This is a genomic window from Frondihabitans australicus, from assembly GCF_003634555.1.
Classification (GTDB): domain Bacteria; phylum Actinomycetota; class Actinomycetes; order Actinomycetales; family Microbacteriaceae; genus Frondihabitans; species Frondihabitans australicus.
Window position 1 is genome coordinate 1,409,656 of record NZ_RBKS01000001.1, and the last position, 19,778, is coordinate 1,429,433.

Below are 19,778 nucleotides of genomic sequence, written 5' to 3' on the forward strand. Positions count from 1 at the left end.
GGCGCGCCTGGTGCCATGGTGCACGTCCGGGAGGAGAAAAGTCCTCCTGAAGGCCTGCAAACGGGCCCGCCGGAGAGAACGCGCGACGGCGGGGAGGAAATCGGCGCGGTCGATCCTCCCCAACGAGTCGTCGTCACGCCGATTTCCTCCCGAGTGCGCGTCTTCGGGCCATTCCTCCTCCCGAAACGGCGGCGAGTCCTCCCGAGCCGAACGCCCCGACAAACGAAAGACGCCAGGGGAGGAAGCGCCTCCTCCCGCTAGCGTGAGCCCATGGAGAAGGTCGAGCTCACCACCGAGCGGCTCACCCTGCGCGCGCCCCAGCCGCGAGACGCCGACGAGATCGCGATGGCCTGCCGCGACGAGGGGATTCAGCGCTGGATCCCGCTGCCCGACCCCTACACCCTCGACAGCGCCCGCGCCTTCGTCGCCGAGCACAGTGACGCCGGGTGGGCCGCCGGCACGGCGTGCGTCTGGGCCATCGTCACGAGCACGGGGTTCGCCGGCGTCATTGAGCTGAACAACCTCGGCGGGCAGTCGTCGATCGGCTACTGGCTCCGGCCGCAGGATCGAGGCCGAGGCCTCATCGACGAAGCCGCCAGGGCCGTGCTCGACTTCGCCCTCAGCCCGGCTCCCGCGGGTCTCGGCCTGGACCGCATCGAGTGGCGCGCCTTCGCCGGCAACGACGCGTCGGCGCGGGTGGCCGCGCGCCTCGGGTTCCGGTTCGAGGGCACTCGGCGGGCCAGCGCGGTGATCCGCGGCGAGCGTCGCGACGAGTGGGTTGCGGCGATCCTGCGCGGTGATCCGCGCGAGCGGGTGGAGTGGGACGTCGCGGGCATGTGGGAGGACGCCGCCGATGATCGCGTGAAGGCGGCGGTCGGGGTGGAGAGTCAGACGCTGACGGTCGCCGAGATCACGGCGGTGCTGGGCCTGGAGCCCGATCTGTCGTGGAACAAGGGCGAGCGGCGACCCACGGCACCGCCCGACATGCCGATCGAGCCGGCGTCGTTCACGTTCACGTCGTGGTCGATCGAGTCGCGGCTTCCGACGACGGCCTCCGACGACGAGCACCTGGCGCACCTATGGGATCGCGCCTCGGCGGCGATGGCGCGCGTGCCTCTCCTCGACGGCGACGTGAAGCCGTGTCTGTTGCTGGTGCGCAAAGTCGACGGCCGCACGGGGCAGGGCCATGGCTTCGGATTCGAGTCGCCGTGGCTCGAGCTCATGGGCAGGATCGGGGGAAGCATCGAGGTCGACCAGTACCTCCTCCGCACCGGTCCCGACGGCGACGACTGACCCGCCGCCCGCCGCCTCGTAGGCTGACAGCATGCCTCCTCCTGCCGGGGGAGTCGTCCTCGGGAGGCCTCAGCTCGCAGCCCCGCCTCAAGGTCGACGGAGGCAGGGTCGCGTGGGGGGAGCCGCAGCCGGCTGCGCCGCTGCGTGGGGGGAGGCTGCCGCGACACAACGCGACACCTGCGACGCTCCGTGGCGTCGCAGCCGTCGCGTTGTGTCGCCAGAAGGGTCGCCAGACGGGTCGCCAAACGGGGCAGACAGAGCACTAGGGTGACGGCATGACCGAGTCGCTGCCAGAGCCGACGCAGGCGCGCGCCACGTCGCCCGCGTCCTCGCCCCCGCCCGCTCGCACGACCTCGGGCATCGCCGTCGCTGACGACTCCGTCCGCGCGACGAACCCGTGGGGTGTGGTGATGCTTGTCGGGGCCGGCCTCTTCGTGATCGTCGGCCTGATCGTGTGGTCGTACGGCGACATCTCGGCGAACGCGACGTTCGACAACGCGACCGGCCCCACTCACGACCAGCTGGCACTCATCCAGCACATCACGGGCCTCGTGCTCGTCGGCTTCGGAGTGCTCACCGTCCTCTTGCGCATCGCTGTCGAGGCCGTGCGCTGGACGCCTCGCGCGCGCGACTGACGCGGTCGGTCAGCTCTCGCCCTGGATCGCCCGGAGCAGGACGCCCGTCGCGACACGGACCGTGAGCACCACGGCACCCGTCGCGGCGACGATCCACGAGGCGATGACCGCGACCGGCGACAGGGTGAGCCGCGAGACGCCCTGTGCCTGATACACGTGTGTGCCCATCGCCGGCAACACGAGCACTCCGACGCCGATCACGACGAGAGCGACGCCCAGCGCCGAGAGGGCGCGAAGAGCCGGTGGTGCGGCGCGTCTCGTGGCAGGCGCGCCACTCGCATCGACACGTGGACGGGCGCCCTGCGCCTCCCAGTCACCGTCGGTCATGATCCCCCCGTTCGCCGCGCGAAGGGCGGCATCGTCACGCAAGGGTAGCCGCCTGCCCGGCCGCATCGCACGCACGCGTTCGGGGGGCCGCCGCGGGCCGTGGCAGCGGCGGAGGCCGCGCGGGCTTCCCTGATCCTGCGCCCTGCTCGCCCCGCCCGAGGCGAGCCCAAGGTCGGCGGCTTCTGGGAGAGTAAGCGGCATGGACCTCGAGGTGACGCCGGCGCTGACGATCCCCGGCGCCGAGCTGCGCTGGCGCTTCTCGCGCTCGTCGGGGCCGGGCGGGCAGCACGTCAATACGTCCGACTCGCGCGCACAGCTGTCGTGGAACGTCGCGACCAGTGCAGCTCTCGACGACGAGACCCGGGCGATCCTGCGCGAAAGGCTCGCCCCGAGACTCGTTCGCGGCGAGATCACGGTCAGCGCGAGCGAGCAGCGATCGCAGCTGCGCAACCGCGAGACCGCACGCGCCCGGCTCATCGCCCTGATCGTCGACGCCCTGGCGCAGGAGCCACCCGAACGCCGCCCGACCCGACCGTCACGCGGTGCCGTCCGCCGCCGCCTCGACGACAAGGCCCGCCGGTCGACGACGAAGGCCCAGCGCCGCCGCCCGCCCCTCGACTAGCCTCACGCCTCCCAAAAACGACTCTGCACATGCGAAATCACGTGCGCAGAGTCGTTTCGGGAGGGTTAGCGACCCCAGGCGCCGCCGAGCAGCATGTCGCCCTCGCCCCCGGGCAGGAACGGGTCGAACCCGTGCGCGGCGAGCCACCGGATGTTCGTGAGGCACCGCCACGACCACCACGCCTCGACGAGCGAGGCGTCGACCGGCATGTGCCCAGAGGCCTCGTACCCGTCGAGCAGGTCCGGCAGCCGCGCCGCATGCCCCAGCGTCAGCGTCGCCAGGTCGAACAGCGGATCGCCCGGCCCGCCCTCCGACCAGTCGATGATCCCCGTGACACGAGGGTTCGCGCCGCCACCCTCGACGAACACGTGCTCGGGCTGCAGATCGCCGTGCGTGAAGGCCGGCTCGAACGATCGCACGACGCGCGAGGCGAGCTCCTGGTGCCTGATCACGACCGACACCGGCAGGATCCCCTCGCCGACGAGCGCCTCGCACTCCCGCGCCAGCACGTCGATCGTGGCGGCCGGGCGCCCGGGCAGCGCAGGAACGGGCGCCTCATGAAGCCGCCGCACCACCGCCCCGACCGCCCGCCACACCGACGCCGGAGCGGACGACACCTCGCCGAGCCGAGCAAGCCTCTCGCCCCGAACCCGCGCGACGGCCATCGCCTGCGGCTGCCGCCAGAGCACCTCGCCGGTCGGCACCGGGGCGAGATCCATCGCCGCCAGCTCGCGGTCGAGGCGCGCAGGATCCGAGTCGATCTTGATGAAGACGTCCCCGGCCCGCACCGTCGCCCGCTCCGCGTGCGCGACGACCACCTCGACTTCACTCACGGCGCCCATCCTCCTCCGCCCGCCGTTCCTCGCGCGCGCCCGCCCGCCCGCGCGACAAAACGCGACACCTGCGACGCGCCGGAGCGTCGCAGATGTCGCGTTTTGTCGCAGGTGGCGGAGAGTTACGCGTCAGCCCGGTTCTCGAGCGCGTTCTGGTACCCGAACGCATACCGCCCGGCGGCCTCCGACATGACCTCGATCGGGTCGTCGAACGCGACGAGCGACAGCGCGCCGTCGACCACCTGGAAGGAGTGGATGGACCCGTTGCGGATCGGCACGCCGGCGTTGGCATCCTGCTCAGGAGCCACGTGGTTCACGATCGCGCGGATCACGGCGCCGTGCGTGGCCACGACGACGACCTGCCCGGTGCACGACGCGGCGATCTCGAGGAGGGCCGACTCGACGCGCTCGAGGAGCGCGGTGCGGCTCTCGCGGCCGGGAACGGGGGCGCCGTCGGGGAACGACGCCTCGACCTCGTCGAAGGTCATCCCCTCGGCCTCGCCGTACGAGCGCTCGATCATGCGAGGCGCGATCGTCGGCGACGGCAGCCCGAGGTGCGACGCGATGATCGCACCGGTGTCGAAGGCGCGCTGCAGCGGGCTCGCGTAGACGGCGTCGAAGTGCCGGCGCGACAGGAGCTCGGCCGCAGCCAGGGCCTGCTGGCGCCCCAGCTCGTTGAGCGCGATGTCGGTCGCGCCCTGGATGCGGCGCTGGCGGTTCCAGTCGGTCTCGCCGTGGCGGACGAGGTAGAGCAGTGTCATGGGGGATTCTCCAGGAGCGGAGGGCGTTCCTGATCCTGCGCCCCACCCGGACCCGCCGCGACAGCGCGACGACCCGAGCAACACGCAGGCCTAGGGGATGAGCCGCTCGGCCAGGGCCGTCAGCGTCTCCGACGTGCCGGCGTTCAGCTTAACGGTGGCACGCCCGTCGCCCTTCGTCACACCCCGGTTAATCACGACGACGGGCGCCTTCTTGCGGAGCGCGGTCTCCAGGAGCCGGATGCCCGAGTTCACGACCAGCGACGACCCTGCGACGATCAGTGCGTCGGCCTGAGCGACCATGGCCCGCGCCTCGGCGAACCGCTCGACGGGCACGAACTCGCCGAAGAAGACGACGTCGGGCTTGAGGACCCCGCCGCAGTTCGTGCAGACGGGCACCTCGAAGTCGGCGTAGTCGTCGATATCGACGTCGCCGTCGGGGTTGAGGTGGATCTCGTCGGGGCGCTCCAGCCAGGGATTGGCGGAGGCCATGCGCTGGGCGATCGTCTCGCGGGCGAACTCCTGCCCGCAGGTGAGGCACACGACGCGGTCGACGGAGCCGTGGAGGTCGACGACCCGGCTCGACCCGGCACGGAGGTGGAGGCCGTCGACGTTCTGCGTGACGACGCCGTTCGTGACGCCGGCGTGCTCGAGCGCGGCGAGCGCGCGGTGGCCGTCGTTCGGCGCGGCCTCGCGGAAGTGCCGGTAGCCGAGGTGGCTGCCGGCCCAGTAGCGCTTCCGGAAGGCGTCGTTCGCGAGGAACTGCTGGAAGGTCATCGGGTGGCGGACGGGAGCGCCCTCGCCGCGGTAGTCCGGGATCCCCGAGTCGGTGGAGACGCCGGCCCCGGTGAGCACCGCGAGGCTCCTGCCGCGGAGGATGCCGGCGGCCTCGTCGAACTCCGCCTCGGTGGGCGTCGGTGCGAGTGGCATGCAGGAACTCCTCTGGGGCTGTGACGCTAGCCTAAACAACGACTCTTTCCGTTATGTTTCCGAAGGCCACCCGACCCGTTGCGAATCACCCCGATCTCCGACCTCGACCGCCCCGAGCTCGCCGACTACTCGCGGCTCACCGACGTGTCGCTGCGTCGCAAGACCGAGCCGGCGGGCGGCCTGTACATCGCCGAGTCGACGAAGGTGATCACGCGCGCCCTCGCGGCCGGGCACACGCCGCGGTCGGTGCTGCTCGCCGAGAAGTGGCTGCCCGACGTCCTGCCGCTGGTCGAGGCCTATGACGGCGACGTCTTCGTCGGCGACGACGCCCTGCTCGAAGAGCTGACCGGGTACCACCTGCACCGGGGCGCCCTGGCCGCGATGCACCGCCCACCCCTGCCCGAGGTCGCCGAGCTGCTCGAGGGCGCACGGCGCGTCGTCGTGCTGGAGGACATCGTCGACCACACCAACGTCGGGGCCATCTTCCGCGCCGTCGCCGGCCTCGGCGCCGATGCCGTCTTCATCACGCCGCGGTGCGCCGACCCGCTCTACCGGCGGAGCGTGCGCGTGTCGATGGGCACGGTGCTGCAGGTGCCGTGGACGCGCCTGCCCGAGTGGCCCGAGGCGCGCGAGCAGCTCCACGGCGCCGGGTTCGAGATCGCCGCCCTGGCCCTCAGCGACGACGCGGTGACACTCGACGACTACGCCGCCACGCCGCCCGAGCGCGTCGCGATGGTGTTCGGCACCGAGGGCGACGGGCTGTCTCGCCATGCCCTCGAGTCGGCCGACACGGTCGTCACGATCCCGATGCTGCACGGCGTCGACAGCCTGAACGTGGCCGCGGCGAGCGCCGTGGTGCTCTGGGCGCTGCGGTGAGGCGCACCGAGGCGAAGGTCACAGCGCGCAGGAGCCGACGCCGGTTCGGCCTGGTCGTCGGCATCGTCGTCGTCGTGGCGCTCGGCCTCTACGTGCCGGCGAGCCTGCTGGCGCCCGCCCCGGCGAGCGCAGGCGTCGCGACGACGTACACGGCGCCGAGCCAGGCGGCGACGAGCGTCGACCTGCCGAGCTACGGCGGGTCGGCCATCGAGGCTGTCGGCTACAAGGGTTCGCTCGTGACCCACGACCCGTCGACCCCCCGCTCGATCGCGTCGATCAGCAAGATCGTCACCGCGCTCGTCGTCTTGCAGAAGAAGCCGCTGAACGGCGGGAACGGCCCCACGATCACGATCACCCCGACCGAGCAGGCCTACTACAAGACCTACCTCGCGCAGGACGGCGAGGTCGCGACGATGACGGTCGGGCAGAAGCTCACCGAGCGGCAGGTGCTCGAGGTCGCCCTGATCAAGTCGGCGAACAACTACGCGACCACGCTGGCGATCTGGGCCTACGGCTCCATCCCCGCCTACCGGGCGGCGGCGGCGACCTGGCTGAAGCAGCACGCCCTCGACCACACGACGATCAACGAGCCGACGGGCCTCGACTTCAAGAACAAGTCGACCCCGACCGACCTCCTCACGCTCGGCAGGCTCGCCCTGGCGAACACCGACGTCGCCACCATCGTCTCGACGGCGGAGACCACCGTGCCCGGCGTCGGCGAGATCGAGAACTCCAACGGGCTCCTCGGCAAGGACGGCGTCGTCGGCATCAAGACCGGCACCCTCGACAAGGTCGGCGCGAACCTCCTCTTCGCCACGAAGCAGGAGGTCGACGGCCACGAGGTCGAGCTGATCGGCGTGGTGCTCGGCGGCCCCGACCACGACACCATCGACACGGCGATCGGGCGCATGCTCGCCCAGGTGACCGCGAAGTTCCACGTGGTCACCGCGGTGTCGAAGGGCGCCGTCTACGGCACGTACGCGACGCCCTGGGGTGCGACGGCCCGAGCCGCGACGACCCGTTCGGCCTCGAAGCTCGTGTACGGCACGGCGACGGTGTCGGCACACGTGAAGCTCGACCACGTGGCGGTCCGGGGCGCAGGAGCCCACGTGGGCACCATCCGCGTCACCATCGGCTCGTCGACGACCACGGTGCCGCTCGCGCTCGACGGTCCGATCGAGGCCCCCTCGGCCTGGTGGCGCCTCACGAATCCTCGGGCGACGTTCGGCGGTGCGGAGGCGGCGGTCGCGGAGCGGTTCTAGCGTCGCGGAGCGGTTCTAGCGTCGCCGAGCGCGGTGCCGCGGATCCTGCGCCCGGGGGTTCGTGCGCCCGCGCGCGCGTCGGGGTACCCTCGACGCAGATCACACCTGGGGGAATCATGATCATCTTCGGCTCACGGACGTCGTCCAAGATCGTCGCCATGCTCGTCTTCGTCTGCGGCGCCTGCGGGCGCGAGGCGGCTCAGCGGCTCGTGCGGCGGCGGACCTGGTTCACGCTGTTCTTCACGCCGATCTTCCCGTTCGGCCACGGAACCTACGCGATCTCGTGCGCGTACTGCGGGGCACACTCGCCGATCACGCGCGAGAACGCCGACCGGTTCGTCAAGGACTCCGAGGCGGCGCAGATCAACGCCGAGGCCGACCGCATCCTCGCGGCGGAGGACGCCCGGATCGCCGCTGAGCAGAACGGACAGGGGCAGCCGCCGCTCCAGGGCTGACCCGCGGCCCGGCGGCGTAACCGCGGCCCGGCGGCGTACGCGCGGCTCCTACGAACGTCGCACACGCCGGGAAGCGGCGCACTCGCGCCCGGCTACCTCTCGTTCGCGATGACCGACACGGCCTCGGGCCGCTTCGGACCAAGGCCGTCGCCCGACGACTGGTGTCGCACCCGCCGCAGCACCCACGGAACGAGGTACTCGCGCGCCCAGCTCACGTCGTCGCGGCGGGCCTCGCGCCAGTGTCGCGGCGCAGCGGCCGGCAGCGTGCGCTCTTCGAGGTCGTTGTCGACGTTCAGAGTCGCGAGCACCATGCGGGCGATCGTGTGGTGGCCGAGCGGCGAGAAGTGCAGGCGGTCGGGAGCCCACATGCGGCTGTCGGCGAGCTGCCGCAGGGCCCACATGTCGGCGACCACCGCGTCGTGGCGGAGGGCGATCGCGTGGACGTTCTCGTTGTAGATCGCGACCTTGCCGCGCAGCCTGCCGAGCACGGGCGTCGCGCCGATGTCGGGGCCGGTGAACAGCACGACCGTGGCGCCGTCGCGCGACAGCGTGCCGACGAGCCCGTCGAGGCGCGAGGCCACCTCGTCGGGGTCGGTGCCGGGGCGGATGATGTCGTTACCGCCCGCCGACACCGTGATGAGGTCGGGGCGCAGCTCGAGGGCGGCCTCGGCCTGCTCGTCGATGATGCCCTGCAGCAGCCGGCCGCGGATCGCGAGGTTCGCGTACGCGAAGTCGGGCGTGGACGACCCCAGCACTTCGGCGACGCGATCGGCCCAGCCGCGATGCCCGCCGACCGCACCGGGGTCGGGGTCGCCGATGCCCTCGGTGAACGAGTCGCCGACGGCGACGTAACGGGACCACGGGTGGAGCTCAGGCATGCCTCCCACGGTACCGTGGGGGAGTGACAGCGACCTCCGCAGACGGCCTCCTCGACGACGAGCTCCTCGAGCGGTTCCGGTCGCGCGCCGCCGGCTACGACGCCGCGAACGCCTTCCCCTCCGACGACTTCGACGAGCTCGTCGCCCGAGGCTACCTCCGCGCGGCGGTGCCGACGGAGTTCGGCGGTCTCGGGCTGGGCCTCGAAGTCGTCGCCGAGCTGCAGTCGCGCCTCGCGTCCGCCGCTCCCGCCACCGCCCTCGCGGTCAACATGCACCTGGTGTGGACCGCCGCCGCCGCCATCGTCCACGCGCGGGGCGAGTCGTTCCTCGACGTGGTGCTGACGGACGCAGGAGCAGGCGAGGTCTTCGCGTTCGGGGTCTCCGAGCCCGGCAACGACCTCGTCCTCTTCGACTCCGTGACGAGCGCGGTGCCGATCGGCGACGGCGGCTACGCGTTCGCCGGCACGAAGATCTCCACGTCCCTCTCACCGGTGTGGACGAGGCTCGGCCTGTTCGGCCGCGACGACACGGGCGGCCCCGACGGCACGCCCGTGATCGTCCACGGGTTCCTGCGCCGCGACGAGCCCGGCCACACGTCGCTCGGCGACTGGGACACCGTCGGCATGCGCGCGACGCAGAGCCACACCACGCTGCTCGACGGCGCCGTCGTGCCGGCGTCCCGCATCGTCCGCACGCTGCCCGTCGGGCCCAGCGCCGACCCTCTGGTGTTCGGCATCTTCGCCGCGTTCGAGACCCTCGTGGCCGCCGTCTACCGCGGTGTCGCACGCCGAGCCGTCACCCTCGCGGTGGAGGCCGCCAACGGTCGCACCTCCCGCCGCTCCGGCGCCCCCATCGCCCTCGACCCGGTGACGCGATGGCGCGTCGCCGACCTGTGGATGGCGCTCGACGGCCTCGAGCCGCAGATCGACCGCGTGGCGCAGGATCTCGACGCCCTCGCCGGATCCGCACCCGACTGGTTCCCGCGCCTCGTGGCCCTGAAGGTCCGCGCGACCGAGGTCGCGGCGGCCGTGGTCGACGGCGCCCTCACCGTCGCCGGAGGGTCGTCGTACCGGGCGGACTCCGAGCTCGGGCGACTCTTCCGCGACGTGCTCGCCGGGCGGTTCCACCCCTCGTCGAGCGACTCCGCCCACGCCACGGTGGCGCAGCGGCTGCTCGGGCCGCTCGGCTGACCTCGGGCGTCGGTGGCTCGTGTGAGGATGGCCCCTGACGCGAAAGGGGAGCGGTGAGCAAGCAAGACGGCTCGGGTCGCCAGGTGACGCTGAGCGCGCCCGACGACGACACGGCGACGATTCTGCACGTCGACATGGACGCGTTCTTCGCCTCTGTCGAGCTGCTCGAGCACCCCGAGCTGCGGGGCCTGCCCGTCGTCGTGGGGCACCGCTCGCAGCGCTCCGTCGTCACCGCCGCGACCTACGAGGCGCGCAAGTTCGGCGTGAACTCGGCCATGCCGATGGCCGTCGCCCTCCGCCGCTGCCCGCAGGCGATCGTGCTCGAGCCCCACTTCGACCGCTACAAGCACTTCTCGAAGCAGGTCATGGCGATGTTCGACGACGTCACCCCGAAGGTCGAGCGACTCGGCATCGACGAGGCCTTCCTCGACGTCGCGGGCTCGCGGCGACTGCTCGGGTCGACGTTCGACATCGCCACGGCCCTCCGCAAGCGCGTCCACGCCGAGACCGGCCTGCACTGCTCGATCGGCGCCGCCTCGACGAAGTTCGTGGCGAAGCTCGCGTCCAGCGTCGCGAAGCCCGACGGCCTGTTGATCGTCCCGCGCGACGAGACCGTCGCCTTCCTGCACCCCCGGCCCATCAGCGCCCTCTGGGGCGTCGGCGGTCGCACCGAGGAGGTGCTGCGCGGCTACGGGCTGAACACCGTCGGCGACGTCGCGCACACGCCGCTCGACACGCTCCAGCGCGCCATCGGCCCGGCCGGCGGCGCGAAGATCCTCGACCTCGCCTGGGGCCGCGACCCCCGCACCGTGCAGACCCGGGCGGACGAGAAGAGCGTCGGCCACGAGGTCACCTTCGAGCGCGACGTCGCGGCTCCCGACGAGATCCGCCGCGAGCTCTTCCGGCTGAGCGACCAGGTGGGCCGGCGCCTCCGGGCTGCCGGAGCCGTCGGGCGAACGGTCGTGCTGAAGCTCCGCTTCGGCGACTTCACCACCATCACCCGGTCGAAGACCCTTCCCGACCCCACCGACCTCGGGCGGAGCATCTTCGAGGAGGCGCGCAGCATCTACGAGGCCTCCGGCAAGATCGGCACGCCGCTGCGACTTGTCGGGGTCCGCATGGAACAGCTGGCGTTCGAGGGAGAGATCTCCGGGGCTGTCGGCCTGTGGGACGACGACGACGCCTGGCGCGACGCCGAGTCGACGATGGACGCCCTCCGCGCACGGTTCGGGCCGGGCAGCGTCTCACCGGCGAGCCTGCTGTCGACGAAGAAGGCTCCGGCTCCGGCCCGGCGTGTGTCGGAGCACGGCCCGGCGCCCGAGTAAAATCGGTGTCAGTGAGCAACGCCTTCGCCTTCGACCCCGCAGAGCCTCCGGGCTCCGGTTCGTCGAACTCGAACGAGGGCGACCACCCCGCCGCGACCGGCGCCGCCGACGGAGCACCTGTCGGCGCCGTCGCCGGGAACAGCGCGGCCGAGCACCTCTCGCCCGCCTTCCCCGAGCGCGCCGCCTGGGGCACGGCCGGCAAGCTCCGCGCCTGGCAGGCCGAGGCCCTCGAGAAGTACTTCTCGACGAATCCCCGCGACTTCCTCGCCGCCGCCACGCCCGGCGCCGGCAAGACCACGTTCGCGCTCAGGCTCGCGACCGAGCTGCTGAGCCGCGGCGAGATCGACCGGGTCGTCGTCGTCGCGCCCACCGAGCACCTCAAGCGCCAGTGGGCCGACGCCGCCGACCGCGTCAACCTGCGGCTCGATCCGATGTTCAAGAACGCCGACGTGACCTATGGCCGGCACTTCCACGGCATCGCGATCACGTATGCCCAGGTCGGCATGAAGCCCGAGGTGCACAAGGCCATCACCGAGGCCGGCCGCACGCTCGTGATCCTCGACGAGGTCCACCACGGCGGCGACGCCCTCACCTGGGGCGACGGCATCCGCGAGGCCTTCGGCAGCGCGACGCGACGCCTGTCGCTGACGGGCACCCCGTTCCGGTCGGACACCGCGCCGATCCCGTTCGTCACCTACGCACCCGACGAGCACGGCATCCGCACCTCGCAGTCCGACTACTCCTACGGCTACGGTCGCGCCCTCGCCGACGGCGTCGTCCGTCCCGTGCTCTTCATGGCCTACGCCGGCCAGATGCGCTGGCGCACGCGCATGGGCGACGAGATGAGCGCGACGCTCGGCGAAGCTGTGACGAAGGACATCACGGCCCAGGCGTGGCGCACGGCCCTCTCGCCCCAGGGCGACTGGATCGCCGCCGTGCTCTCCGCCGCCGACAAGCGCCTCACCGAGGTGCGGCGCGGCGTGCCCGACGCCGGCGGCCTCGTCATCGCGACCGACCACACGGCAGCGCGCGCCTACGCCGCGATCCTCACGAAGCTCACCGGCGAGCGACCCACCGTGGTCCTCTCCGACGAGAAGGCGGGCAGCGACCGGATCGCCGCCTTCTCTTCCGGCGAGTCGCGGTGGATGATCGCGGTGCGCATGGTCTCCGAGGGCGTCGACGTCCCGAGACTCGCCGTCGGCGTCTACGCGACCAGCGCCTCGACGCCGCTGTTCTTCGCCCAGGCGATCGGCCGCTTCGTCCGTGCCCGGCGCCGCGGCGAGACCGCGTCCGTCTTCCTGCCGAGCGTCCCCTCGCTCATCGCCCTCGCCGGCCAGCTCGAGCTGGAGCGCGACCACGCCCTCGACCGCCCGACGAACGCCGACGACGGCATCTTCGCGCCCGAGGAAGACCTGATGGCGGCCGCCAACCGCGAGGAGAAGGCGTCGAGCCTCCTCGAGCAGCAGCCGTTCGAGGCGCTCGAGGCGCAGGCGAACTTCGACCGGGTGCTCTACGACGGCGGCGAGTTCGGCACCGCCAGCGAGGTCGGCAGCCTCGAAGAGCTCGACTTCCTCGGGATCCCCGGGCTGCTCGAGCCCGACCAGGTGCGCGAGCTCCTGCGGCAACGGCAGGCGACCCAGGCCGGCCGCTCGAAGAAGCAGCCGAAGACCGGCCTCCCGACGCAGGCCGAGGCGCGACCGCTCTACATGACGCTCAAAGAGCAGCGGTCGGAGCTCAGCCGGCTCGTCTCCATCTGGTCGCGGCATTCGAACGAGCCGCACGGGGTGATCCACGCCGAACTCCGCAGGATCAGCGGAGGGCCCGCCGTGGCCCAGGCCTCCACCGACCAGATCCAGAAGCGCATCGACGTCCTCCGCGGACGCATCGGCGGCGGCCGCTAAGCCGACGCCGCGCCGCCGCACCGCGACTCAGCCCCCGCAGCTCAGCCCCCGCAAGGAGTGGCCGTTGATGCAAGGAGCGGCGTCGCGCCGCCGCTCCTCGCGTGAACCGCCGCTCCTCCTCGACGTCGACGGGACCGACCGGACGTCCGGCGCGCCAGGCCCGCCCCGTAGACTCGGGGAGTGCTCGACGAGACCCGCCCCGGCGCCTGGCTGGTGCGCGCGGGCGCGGGCGAACCGCCCGAGGCGTTCGTCGAGCGGTTCACCCGCGGCTACAAGCTGTCGAGCTGGTCGCTCGTCGAATCGGAGCGCCGCGACCTCGGCGTCTACATGTCGGCCGAGCTGGCCGAGACCGCCTGGTGGCGTCGCCGCGAGAGCTCGTCGAGGTCTCCCTCGTCGTAGCCCGACACACCGTCGTCGTGGCAGAGGTACACGCCGCGCACCCGGATTCCGTGCCCGACACCGACCTCGAGCAGGTAGCTGAGCCACGCCGCGTCGTCGTCGGTCAGCGATCGCGAGCCGGAGCGCTCGAGCACGAAGACGAACGACGCGACCTCGAACTCGCGCGTCATCATCGTGAGGGTCTCGAGCACGCCCTCACCGTCGACGGCCGGCCCGTCGGCGTGCAGCGGCAGGTCGCCGATCGGGATCATCACGGGCATCTGGACGTCGTCGGCATCGAGCAGCAGGAGCCACAGCTGGCGCTGCGCAGCGCACGGCAGGAGCTGCCGGACGCGCTGGTCGAGGTCGGCGCGCGACGTCAGCGGGACGTGCGAGTCGAGGGTGTCGGCGGGCGGCGGACCGGCCTGCGGCGTGGCGCTCGACTCGGAGGCGGTGGAGGGCGTGGGAGCGGTTGTCGTTGTCATGCGACGAGCATCGACCACGCGACCGGGCGGGAAGCCGGTTGTCCACAGGCGGCGTCGGCTCCTGCGCGCTCAGAGCCCGATTGTGGAGAACGCGACGCGGCCCGACCCGAGCCCCGCGCGCCCCGAGGTCAGCGCGCCGCTTGCTCCGCGTCGAGAGCCGCCACAGCGCGCCGCAGGATCGTCGACGACGTCGACATCGTGTAGGGGAAGTACACGACCTCCACACCGACCTCGGCGAACTCGCGCTCGAGCTTCAGGCCCTTCTCGGTGCCGCGCCAGTCGTCGCCCTTGAAGAAGACGTCGAAGTGCAGCTCGCGCCAGACGTCCATCTTGTCGGGCACCTGCTCGGCGTAGGCCTCGTCGACGTAGTCGATGTGGCTCACGATCTCGAGGCGCTCGGCGAGCGGGACCATCGGCGACATGTTCTTCGTCAGCTCGAGCATCTCGTCGGCGACGACGCCGGCGATCAGCCAGTCGCACTGGCTCTTCGCGTGCCGCAGCAGGTTGAGGTGGCCGATGTGGAAGAGGTCGTAGGCGCCGGCTGCGTAGCCGACACGGCGCGGTGCTGTCATGAGTCCTTCTCCGAGCTGTCGAGAGGGCGGGTGAGGGAGCGGGCGGTCGTGCCGCCCGACGAGCCGTCGCCGGATCCTGCGCGCTCGACCAGGTCGGCGATCGAGAAGCCGGCGAGGCGAGGCATGCCGAGATCGAGGTCGTCGTCTTCGTCGTCGAAGAGCAGCGGCGTGACGACGACGGGCGAGGTGGGCGCCTTGGGGGAGCGTCGCGAGGGCGTCGGCGCCTGCACGGCGGCCTCCGAGGTCGCAGGAGCCGGCGGCTCGGCCACGTCGTCGTCCCGCGCCGGCGAGTCGGTCGCCACCACGCCCGCCCGGAAGTCCGACGCCGTCCACGTGCTCCGCAGCAGCACCCTGTGCCGCGCCGCGACGCCGGTGAGGATCACGCCGATCGGCTCCACGCCCATGCCGAGCAGCTCGCCGTACATGGCCAGCAGCGACTCGACCGTGGTGCGGTTGGACCGCGCGACGATGATCACGGCGTCGGCGGCGGGGGCGAGCGCTCGAAGGGGGACGGGCTGGGAGTCGCTAGCTGCTCCTGCGACCGTGACGTCGTAGCGGTCGCCCAGGACGCCGAGGAGCTCGTCGACCCGGGCGAGCCGGTCGGCCGGACGGGCGGCGATCACGCGGTCGGGGACGGGCTCGCGGACGTAGCCGGCCGGAGCGGTGCGCGGGGCGTCCTCGCCGAGAGGCGACTGGTCGACCGACGACGGCCGCGACTCGAGACGGTTCTCCAGGTCGGTGTCGAGCACGGCTGTCGCGAAGCCCGACTCGACCAGGGCGCGGGCCAGACCGCCGTCGACGCCGGACGCCTCGGACACCGTGTCGGTGCGGGCGAGGACCAGCCGTCGGGGAAGGTCGCCGCCGGCGAGGCTGCGCGTGTTCATGACGGCCTCGCGGAGCGTCGTTCGCATGCGCCGCGTCGAGGCGCGGTCGTCGTAGCCCTCGGGGCCCAGGTCGGGGTCGATCACCGCGGCGGGCAGCTGCGCGATGACGGGCAGCCCGGTCACGCGGCGGATGTCGTCGACCTTGGTGACGCGCGGGTGGAGCTTGACGAGCGTGAACGCGGCGAAGAACCCGGCCGCGGCGCCGACGATCGCGGCGAGCACGACGACGACCGCCGACGGGTTCGGCGTGCCCGCGGCGATCCCGACGAGAAGGCCGATGACGGCGCCGCCGGCGACGACGGTCCAGCGGCGGCGGAGCTGCGCCAGGACGTCGACCAGGGTGAGGGGCGTGTTCACCTACGCGACCTCCCGATCCGGAAGCTCGCCGAGGCTCACCAGCTCACGGAACCACTTGGGCAGGGCGAGCAGGAGGTACAGCGTGTTCGCCGCGAAGAAGGCGAGGTAGACGACGGTGAAGCCGGCGGGCCAGGCGAGCAGGACGAAGGCGAGGCACATCAGTCCGTAGTCGGTGGGCACCACGGCGAGCGAGTACAGCGCGCTGGTCTGGCGCGAGCCGCGCGTCGGGATGCCCGTGCGGACGTGCTGCTGGCGCCGCAGCTGGTCCGTGAGCACGATGGCGAAGAACGCGATGAAGGCGACGCTCTCGTAGGCGAGCGCGAAGCCCTGCAGGCCGAAGTGGCCCTTCGGCTCGCGCAGCCAGTTGCCGAACACGGCGAGGTGCAGGGTCGCGATCTTCGTGGCGTCGATGACGTGGTCGAGCCACTCGCCGGCCGGGCTGCCGCCGCCGCGCAGACGCGCGAGCTGCCCGTCGGCGGAGTCGAGGGCGTAGCCGATCACGAGCAGGAGCATCACCGCGATCGCCGACCAGATCGTCGTGTGGACGAAGGCGATCGTCGCGATGCCGGCGAACGTGAACAGCGCCGACACCACGGTCACCTGGTTCGGCGTCATGCCGAGCTGGAAGGCGGCGGCGGCGAAGTACCGGCCGATGCGCCGGTTGATGTAGCGGGAGTACGCGGGCGCGCCGGACGACCCCTTCTGCGCCGACTGGAGGCGCTGCAGGGAGTCGGTGTAGCGCTCTTTGACGAGGGGCGAGGTCACGAGGCGGCCGCCCAATCCTGAGGTTCGACCGAGCGGCCCTGCGACACGGCGCCCGGGCCGCGTCGCGCGAGCTCGCGGTCGACGACGGCGTGGATGCGGCGGCGCATGTGCTCGGGGGTGAACTCGGCCTGGTACGCCTCCTGCGCGCGCACGCCGGCCTCGGCCAGCGCGGCGACGTCGAGGTCGCGCAGCAGGCCCGCGAGGGCGTCGACGTCCTGGCAGTCGAAGAGCCAGCCGGTCACGCCGTCCTCGATGACCTCTTCCGGGCCGCCGGAGCGCGACGCGATGACCGCGCGGCCCTCGCTGAACGCCTCGACGCTCACGAGGCCGAAGCCCTCGAGGGTGTCGGTGGGCAGGATCACGGCGTCCGCCGCCTGCAGGTACGGCGTCGCGTCGTCGACCTCGCCCACGACCGTGACGGTCGCAGGATCCGACACGTACTTCTCCACGAGAGCCGGGACGTCGACGCCGATGCCGACCGCTGGCGCGCCGCCGAGGATCACGAGCTCGCCGGGGCAGCCCGCCCTCTCCCACGCCTGCAGCAGCGTGCCGTGGCCCTTGTGGGGGTTCCAGCGGCTCGCGATGAGGTAGTGGGGGCGGGGGTGCACGGGCGGCGGCTCGGGAAGATCACGCGAGCGGTGGGGCACACCGTTGTGTACCACCACCGCCCGCGCGTCCTCGGCGAGACCCGACGCGCCGAGGACGGAGCGCGAGACGGCCACGAGGGCCGTGCACGCGCGTGCCAGGGGACGAAGACCTACCCGGTCCCTCGTTCCCCATGGTTCTTGGAGGTGGCCGACGACGCTCCGCACGCCGCGGAGGCGTGCGAGAGGGGCGACGGGCAGGCATGCGCTCGTGGCGCAGTACACCAGGTCGAAGTGGCGCCCCGAAAGGCGCGAGAAGGTCCGTGCGGCGTCACGTGCCAGGCGCAGGAACCCGCCCGGGGTGAGCTTCAGGCGGCGCAGGATCGGCAGCGGGTGGCGTTCCACGCGCGCCCCCAGCTCGCGGAGCAGCGGCGCGAGCGGGCCGGGCTCGACGTCGGTCGGCAGCCACACGGTCACGTCGAGCGAGTCCGACGCGACGAGCTCGGCGACGACCTCGAGCACGATCCGGTCGGAGCCGTACATCTCGTCGGAGGAGTGCACGACGAGGACGCGTCCCCGCCGGCCCATGCGGCCGAGCGAGGACGTCGAACTCGGGTGCTCCTGGTTCAGGATCTCCGTCATCAGTAGGCCCCCTCCGGCCTCAGGATCACTTTGATGGTCCGCCACATGAGCACGAGGTCGACGGTCATCGACCAGTTCTCGACGTAGTAGAGGTCGAGCCGGACGCTCTCCTCCCAGCTCAGGTCGCTGCGCCCGTTGACCTGCCACATGCCGGTCAGGCCGGGCTTGATGTAGAGGCGGCGGTGCACGTGGTCGGCGTAGCCCTCGACCTCGCGCGGCAGCGGCGGGCGCGGCCCGACGATGCTCATCGTTCCGAAGAAGATGTTGAACAGCTGCGGGAGCTCGTCGAGCGAGTACTTGCGGAGGACACGACCGGCACGGGTGACTCGGGGATCCTGCTTCATCTTGAACAGGAGCCCGGCGCCCTCGGAGCGCGCCTCGAGCTCGGCCAGGCGGGCCTCGGCGTCGACCACCATGGTGCGGAACTTGAGCATGGTGAAGCGCTGGCCGTCGCGGCCGACGCGGGTCTGGCGGAACAGCACCGGTCCGCCGTCGTCGGCGCGCACCACGAGGGCGATGACGGCCATGAGCGGAAGGGTCAGCAGGATCCCGAGACCCGACAGGGCCACGTCGGTCGCCCGCTTCATCATGTGCTTCGGGCCGTCGAACTGAGGCAGCTCGACGTGCATCAGGGGCAGGCCCTCGACCGGGCGGAAGTGGATGCGCGGGCCGGCGATGTTCGCCATGCGCGACGCGATGACGAGCTCGGTGGCGCGCCCCTCGAGGCTCCAGCCGAGGTCGCGGACGTAGTCCGTTCCGTGACGGGGGTCGCCGGCGACGATGACGCTCTCGACCGACATCTTCCAGACGGCCCGCGAGACGTCGTCGAGTCCTGCGACGATCGGGACGACGCGGGAGCCGATGGAGATGCCCGACGGGTCCTCGTCGTCGACGACGGCGCCGACGACGTCGTAGAGCGCGCCCGGCTTCTCGTCGATCCGGTCGATGACGTAGCGGACGTCGGCGCGGCTGCCGACGACGATGGCGCGCGAGAGGTAGTTGCCGAGCTTCCGCTGGCGCATGAGCCAGCGGCGCAGCGCGAAGCGGGAGCCGATCAGGCCGAGCGTGCCTCCGGGCAGCGCCACGAAGAAGTAGGCGCGCATGCTCTCGTGGCCGGTGATCGAAATGACCAGGGCGATGAGCACGAAGGTGAGGATCGTGGCGTTCGTGACGCGCTTGTACTCGGCGGCGCCTGTGCCGACGACCGAGAGGTCGCGGGTGCGGTGGAACGCCAGGCACAGCAGCCAGAGCAGGCCGATCCCGACGGGGTAGCCGAGAGTGATGAAGAGCGTCGGCGGGTGCGCCGCGGCGAAGCCCGAGGCGGTCTCGTCGATGCCGCCGCGGAACGCCTCGACGATGCTCGCGAGGACCACGCTGGCGGAGATGATCGACACGTCGGCCGCGAACAGCCGACGGCGGTAGCGCAGGGCCCAGGAGGCGCCGGTGGACGCACCGCCCACCCGATCGCCGAGGTCCGCCCATGCCGCGGTGGTCGTCCGCGCGGACGACGGCCAGGCGACGCGGCTCTCGCCGGCGTCGCGGCTGATGCCGCTCATGATCCCGCCGCCGATTCGGGGCGGCAGCGGGTACGCGGGAACGTACGCGGAATGTGCAGGGTAAGCATGGATCTCGGGTTCGGGTAGGCGGTGCATTCGCCGCGATCCACCATTCGGGAGTGGACCGCAGCCGGGTGGGTGCACTCGACGCGGCGGTTCGGGGACCTCGTCGGATGCGCCCGGTGACGATGCGTTCTCTGATCCTGGGAGAGCCCGTCGGGTACGGGTGATCTCGTGGTTCGCGACGCGTCGACAGTCGGGGATTCGGGT

The 19,778-nt window shown here is 72.0% G+C and carries 21 protein-coding genes; 10 read left to right on the forward strand and 11 right to left on the reverse strand.

The features are described 5' to 3' along the window. The first annotated feature begins 270 nt into the window (after positions 1-270). Together C8E83_RS06510 and C8E83_RS06515 are read left to right on the forward strand one after the other, a co-directional pair. Positions 271-1,293, forward strand: a complete 1,023-nt coding sequence (locus C8E83_RS06510; protein WP_121368976.1) for a GNAT family N-acetyltransferase — start codon at positions 271-273, stop codon at positions 1,291-1,293. A 275-nt stretch (positions 1,294-1,568) separates the two neighbouring features. Further along, a complete protein-coding gene (locus C8E83_RS06515; RefSeq protein ID WP_121368977.1) occupies positions 1,569-1,928 on the forward strand; it encodes a hypothetical protein in 360 nt (119 codons plus the stop codon). A gap of 9 nt (positions 1,929-1,937) precedes the next feature. Here the strand turns inward: C8E83_RS06515 and C8E83_RS06520 are convergent, their stop codons facing one another. Further along, positions 1,938-2,255 carry a hypothetical protein gene (locus C8E83_RS06520; protein ID WP_121368978.1) on the reverse strand — a complete coding sequence of 106 codons (318 nt, stop codon included), beginning with the start codon at positions 2,253-2,255 and terminating at the stop codon, positions 1,938-1,940. Positions 2,256-2,454: 199 nt separating this feature from the next. On the opposite strand from C8E83_RS06520, the gene arfB reads away from it, so the two are divergent. After that, a complete protein-coding gene (gene arfB / locus C8E83_RS06525; protein ID WP_121368979.1) occupies positions 2,455-2,877 on the forward strand; it encodes an alternative ribosome rescue aminoacyl-tRNA hydrolase ArfB in 423 nt (140 codons plus the stop codon). A 65-nt stretch (positions 2,878-2,942) separates the two neighbouring features. Here arfB and C8E83_RS06530 read toward each other — a convergent pair whose 3' ends face one another. The 3 genes from C8E83_RS06530 to C8E83_RS06540 form a co-directional block, all read right to left on the reverse strand. Beyond that, entirely contained in the window at positions 2,943-3,719 is a 777-nt protein-coding gene (locus C8E83_RS06530; RefSeq protein WP_211331670.1) for a phosphotransferase family protein, read from the reverse strand. A 113-nt stretch (positions 3,720-3,832) separates the two neighbouring features. Next, a complete protein-coding gene (locus C8E83_RS06535; protein WP_121368980.1) occupies positions 3,833-4,471 on the reverse strand; it encodes a histidine phosphatase family protein in 639 nt (212 codons plus the stop codon). Between the two features lie 90 nt (positions 4,472-4,561). After that, the gene (locus tag C8E83_RS06540) at positions 4,562-5,398 is read right to left on the reverse strand and encodes a Sir2 family NAD-dependent protein deacetylase (protein WP_121368981.1); all 837 of its coding nucleotides are present in this window, start codon (positions 5,396-5,398) and stop codon (positions 4,562-4,564) included. Positions 5,399-5,476: 78 nt separating this feature from the next. Between C8E83_RS06540 and C8E83_RS06545 the strand changes: the two genes are divergently transcribed. From C8E83_RS06545 to C8E83_RS06555, 3 genes are all read left to right on the forward strand, one after another. Beyond that, the gene (locus tag C8E83_RS06545) at positions 5,477-6,274 is read left to right on the forward strand and encodes a TrmH family RNA methyltransferase (RefSeq protein ID WP_121368982.1); all 798 of its coding nucleotides are present in this window, start codon (positions 5,477-5,479) and stop codon (positions 6,272-6,274) included. Next, positions 6,271-7,536 carry a D-alanyl-D-alanine carboxypeptidase family protein gene (locus C8E83_RS06550; RefSeq protein ID WP_170159862.1) on the forward strand — a complete coding sequence of 422 codons (1,266 nt, stop codon included), beginning with the start codon at positions 6,271-6,273 and terminating at the stop codon, positions 7,534-7,536. Before C8E83_RS06545 ends, C8E83_RS06550 begins: the two co-directional genes overlap by 4 nt. 116 nt (positions 7,537-7,652) lie before the next feature. Beyond that, on the forward strand, positions 7,653-7,991 hold the full coding sequence (locus tag C8E83_RS06555; protein ID WP_121368983.1) for a zinc ribbon domain-containing protein: 339 nt from the start codon (positions 7,653-7,655) through the stop codon (positions 7,989-7,991). Between the two features lie 92 nt (positions 7,992-8,083). On the opposite strand, the gene C8E83_RS06560 is transcribed toward C8E83_RS06555, so the two are convergent. After that, the gene (locus C8E83_RS06560; protein ID WP_121368984.1) at positions 8,084-8,869 is read right to left on the reverse strand and encodes an SGNH/GDSL hydrolase family protein; all 786 of its coding nucleotides are present in this window, start codon (positions 8,867-8,869) and stop codon (positions 8,084-8,086) included. Between the two features lie 23 nt (positions 8,870-8,892). Between C8E83_RS06560 and C8E83_RS06565 the strand changes: the two genes are divergently transcribed. The 4 genes from C8E83_RS06565 to C8E83_RS19165 all read left to right on the forward strand — a co-directional run bounded on the left by C8E83_RS06565 (position 8,893) and on the right by C8E83_RS19165 (position 13,684). Next, the gene (locus C8E83_RS06565) at positions 8,893-10,059 is read left to right on the forward strand and encodes an acyl-CoA dehydrogenase family protein (RefSeq protein ID WP_121368985.1); all 1,167 of its coding nucleotides are present in this window, start codon (positions 8,893-8,895) and stop codon (positions 10,057-10,059) included. A 53-nt stretch (positions 10,060-10,112) separates the two neighbouring features. After that, positions 10,113-11,384, forward strand: coding sequence for a DNA polymerase IV (gene dinB / locus C8E83_RS06570; RefSeq protein ID WP_121368986.1), 1,272 nt, complete (start codon positions 10,113-10,115; stop codon positions 11,382-11,384). Between the two features lie 11 nt (positions 11,385-11,395). After that, positions 11,396-13,285: a DEAD/DEAH box helicase gene (locus C8E83_RS06575; protein ID WP_121368987.1), complete on the forward strand. Its 1,890-nt coding sequence runs from the start codon at positions 11,396-11,398 to the stop codon at positions 13,283-13,285. Positions 13,286-13,465: 180 nt separating this feature from the next. Then, positions 13,466-13,684, forward strand: a complete 219-nt coding sequence (locus tag C8E83_RS19165) for a hypothetical protein (RefSeq protein ID WP_147430103.1) — start codon at positions 13,466-13,468, stop codon at positions 13,682-13,684. Here the strand turns inward: C8E83_RS19165 and C8E83_RS06580 are convergent. From C8E83_RS06580 to C8E83_RS06605, 6 genes are all read right to left on the reverse strand, one after another. Continuing rightward, on the reverse strand, positions 13,609-14,148 hold the full coding sequence (locus C8E83_RS06580; protein ID WP_121368988.1) for a hypothetical protein: 540 nt from the start codon (positions 14,146-14,148) through the stop codon (positions 13,609-13,611). The two genes, C8E83_RS19165 and C8E83_RS06580, sit on opposite strands and share 76 nt — an antisense overlap. Before the next feature lie 128 nt (positions 14,149-14,276). After that, positions 14,277-14,720 (reverse strand): FAD synthase family protein, encoded by a 444-nt coding sequence (locus C8E83_RS06585; protein WP_121368989.1) that lies wholly within the window; start codon positions 14,718-14,720, stop codon positions 14,277-14,279. Continuing rightward, on the reverse strand, positions 14,717-15,961 hold the full coding sequence (locus C8E83_RS06590; RefSeq protein ID WP_121368990.1) for a P-loop NTPase family protein: 1,245 nt from the start codon (positions 15,959-15,961) through the stop codon (positions 14,717-14,719). Before C8E83_RS06590 ends, C8E83_RS06585 begins: the two co-directional genes overlap by 4 nt. Further along, positions 15,962-16,726: a CDP-alcohol phosphatidyltransferase family protein gene (locus C8E83_RS06595; RefSeq protein WP_121371775.1), complete on the reverse strand. Its 765-nt coding sequence runs from the start codon at positions 16,724-16,726 to the stop codon at positions 15,962-15,964. Next, entirely contained in the window at positions 16,723-17,952 is a 1,230-nt protein-coding gene (locus C8E83_RS06600) for a glycosyltransferase family 4 protein (RefSeq protein ID WP_121368991.1), read from the reverse strand. The genes C8E83_RS06595 and C8E83_RS06600 overlap by 4 nt, the downstream gene beginning before the upstream one ends. Continuing rightward, positions 17,952-19,508, reverse strand: coding sequence for a sugar transferase (locus C8E83_RS06605; protein ID WP_121368992.1), 1,557 nt, complete (start codon positions 19,506-19,508; stop codon positions 17,952-17,954). The genes C8E83_RS06600 and C8E83_RS06605 overlap by 1 nt, the downstream gene beginning before the upstream one ends. Positions 19,509-19,778: the final 270 nt, after the last annotated feature.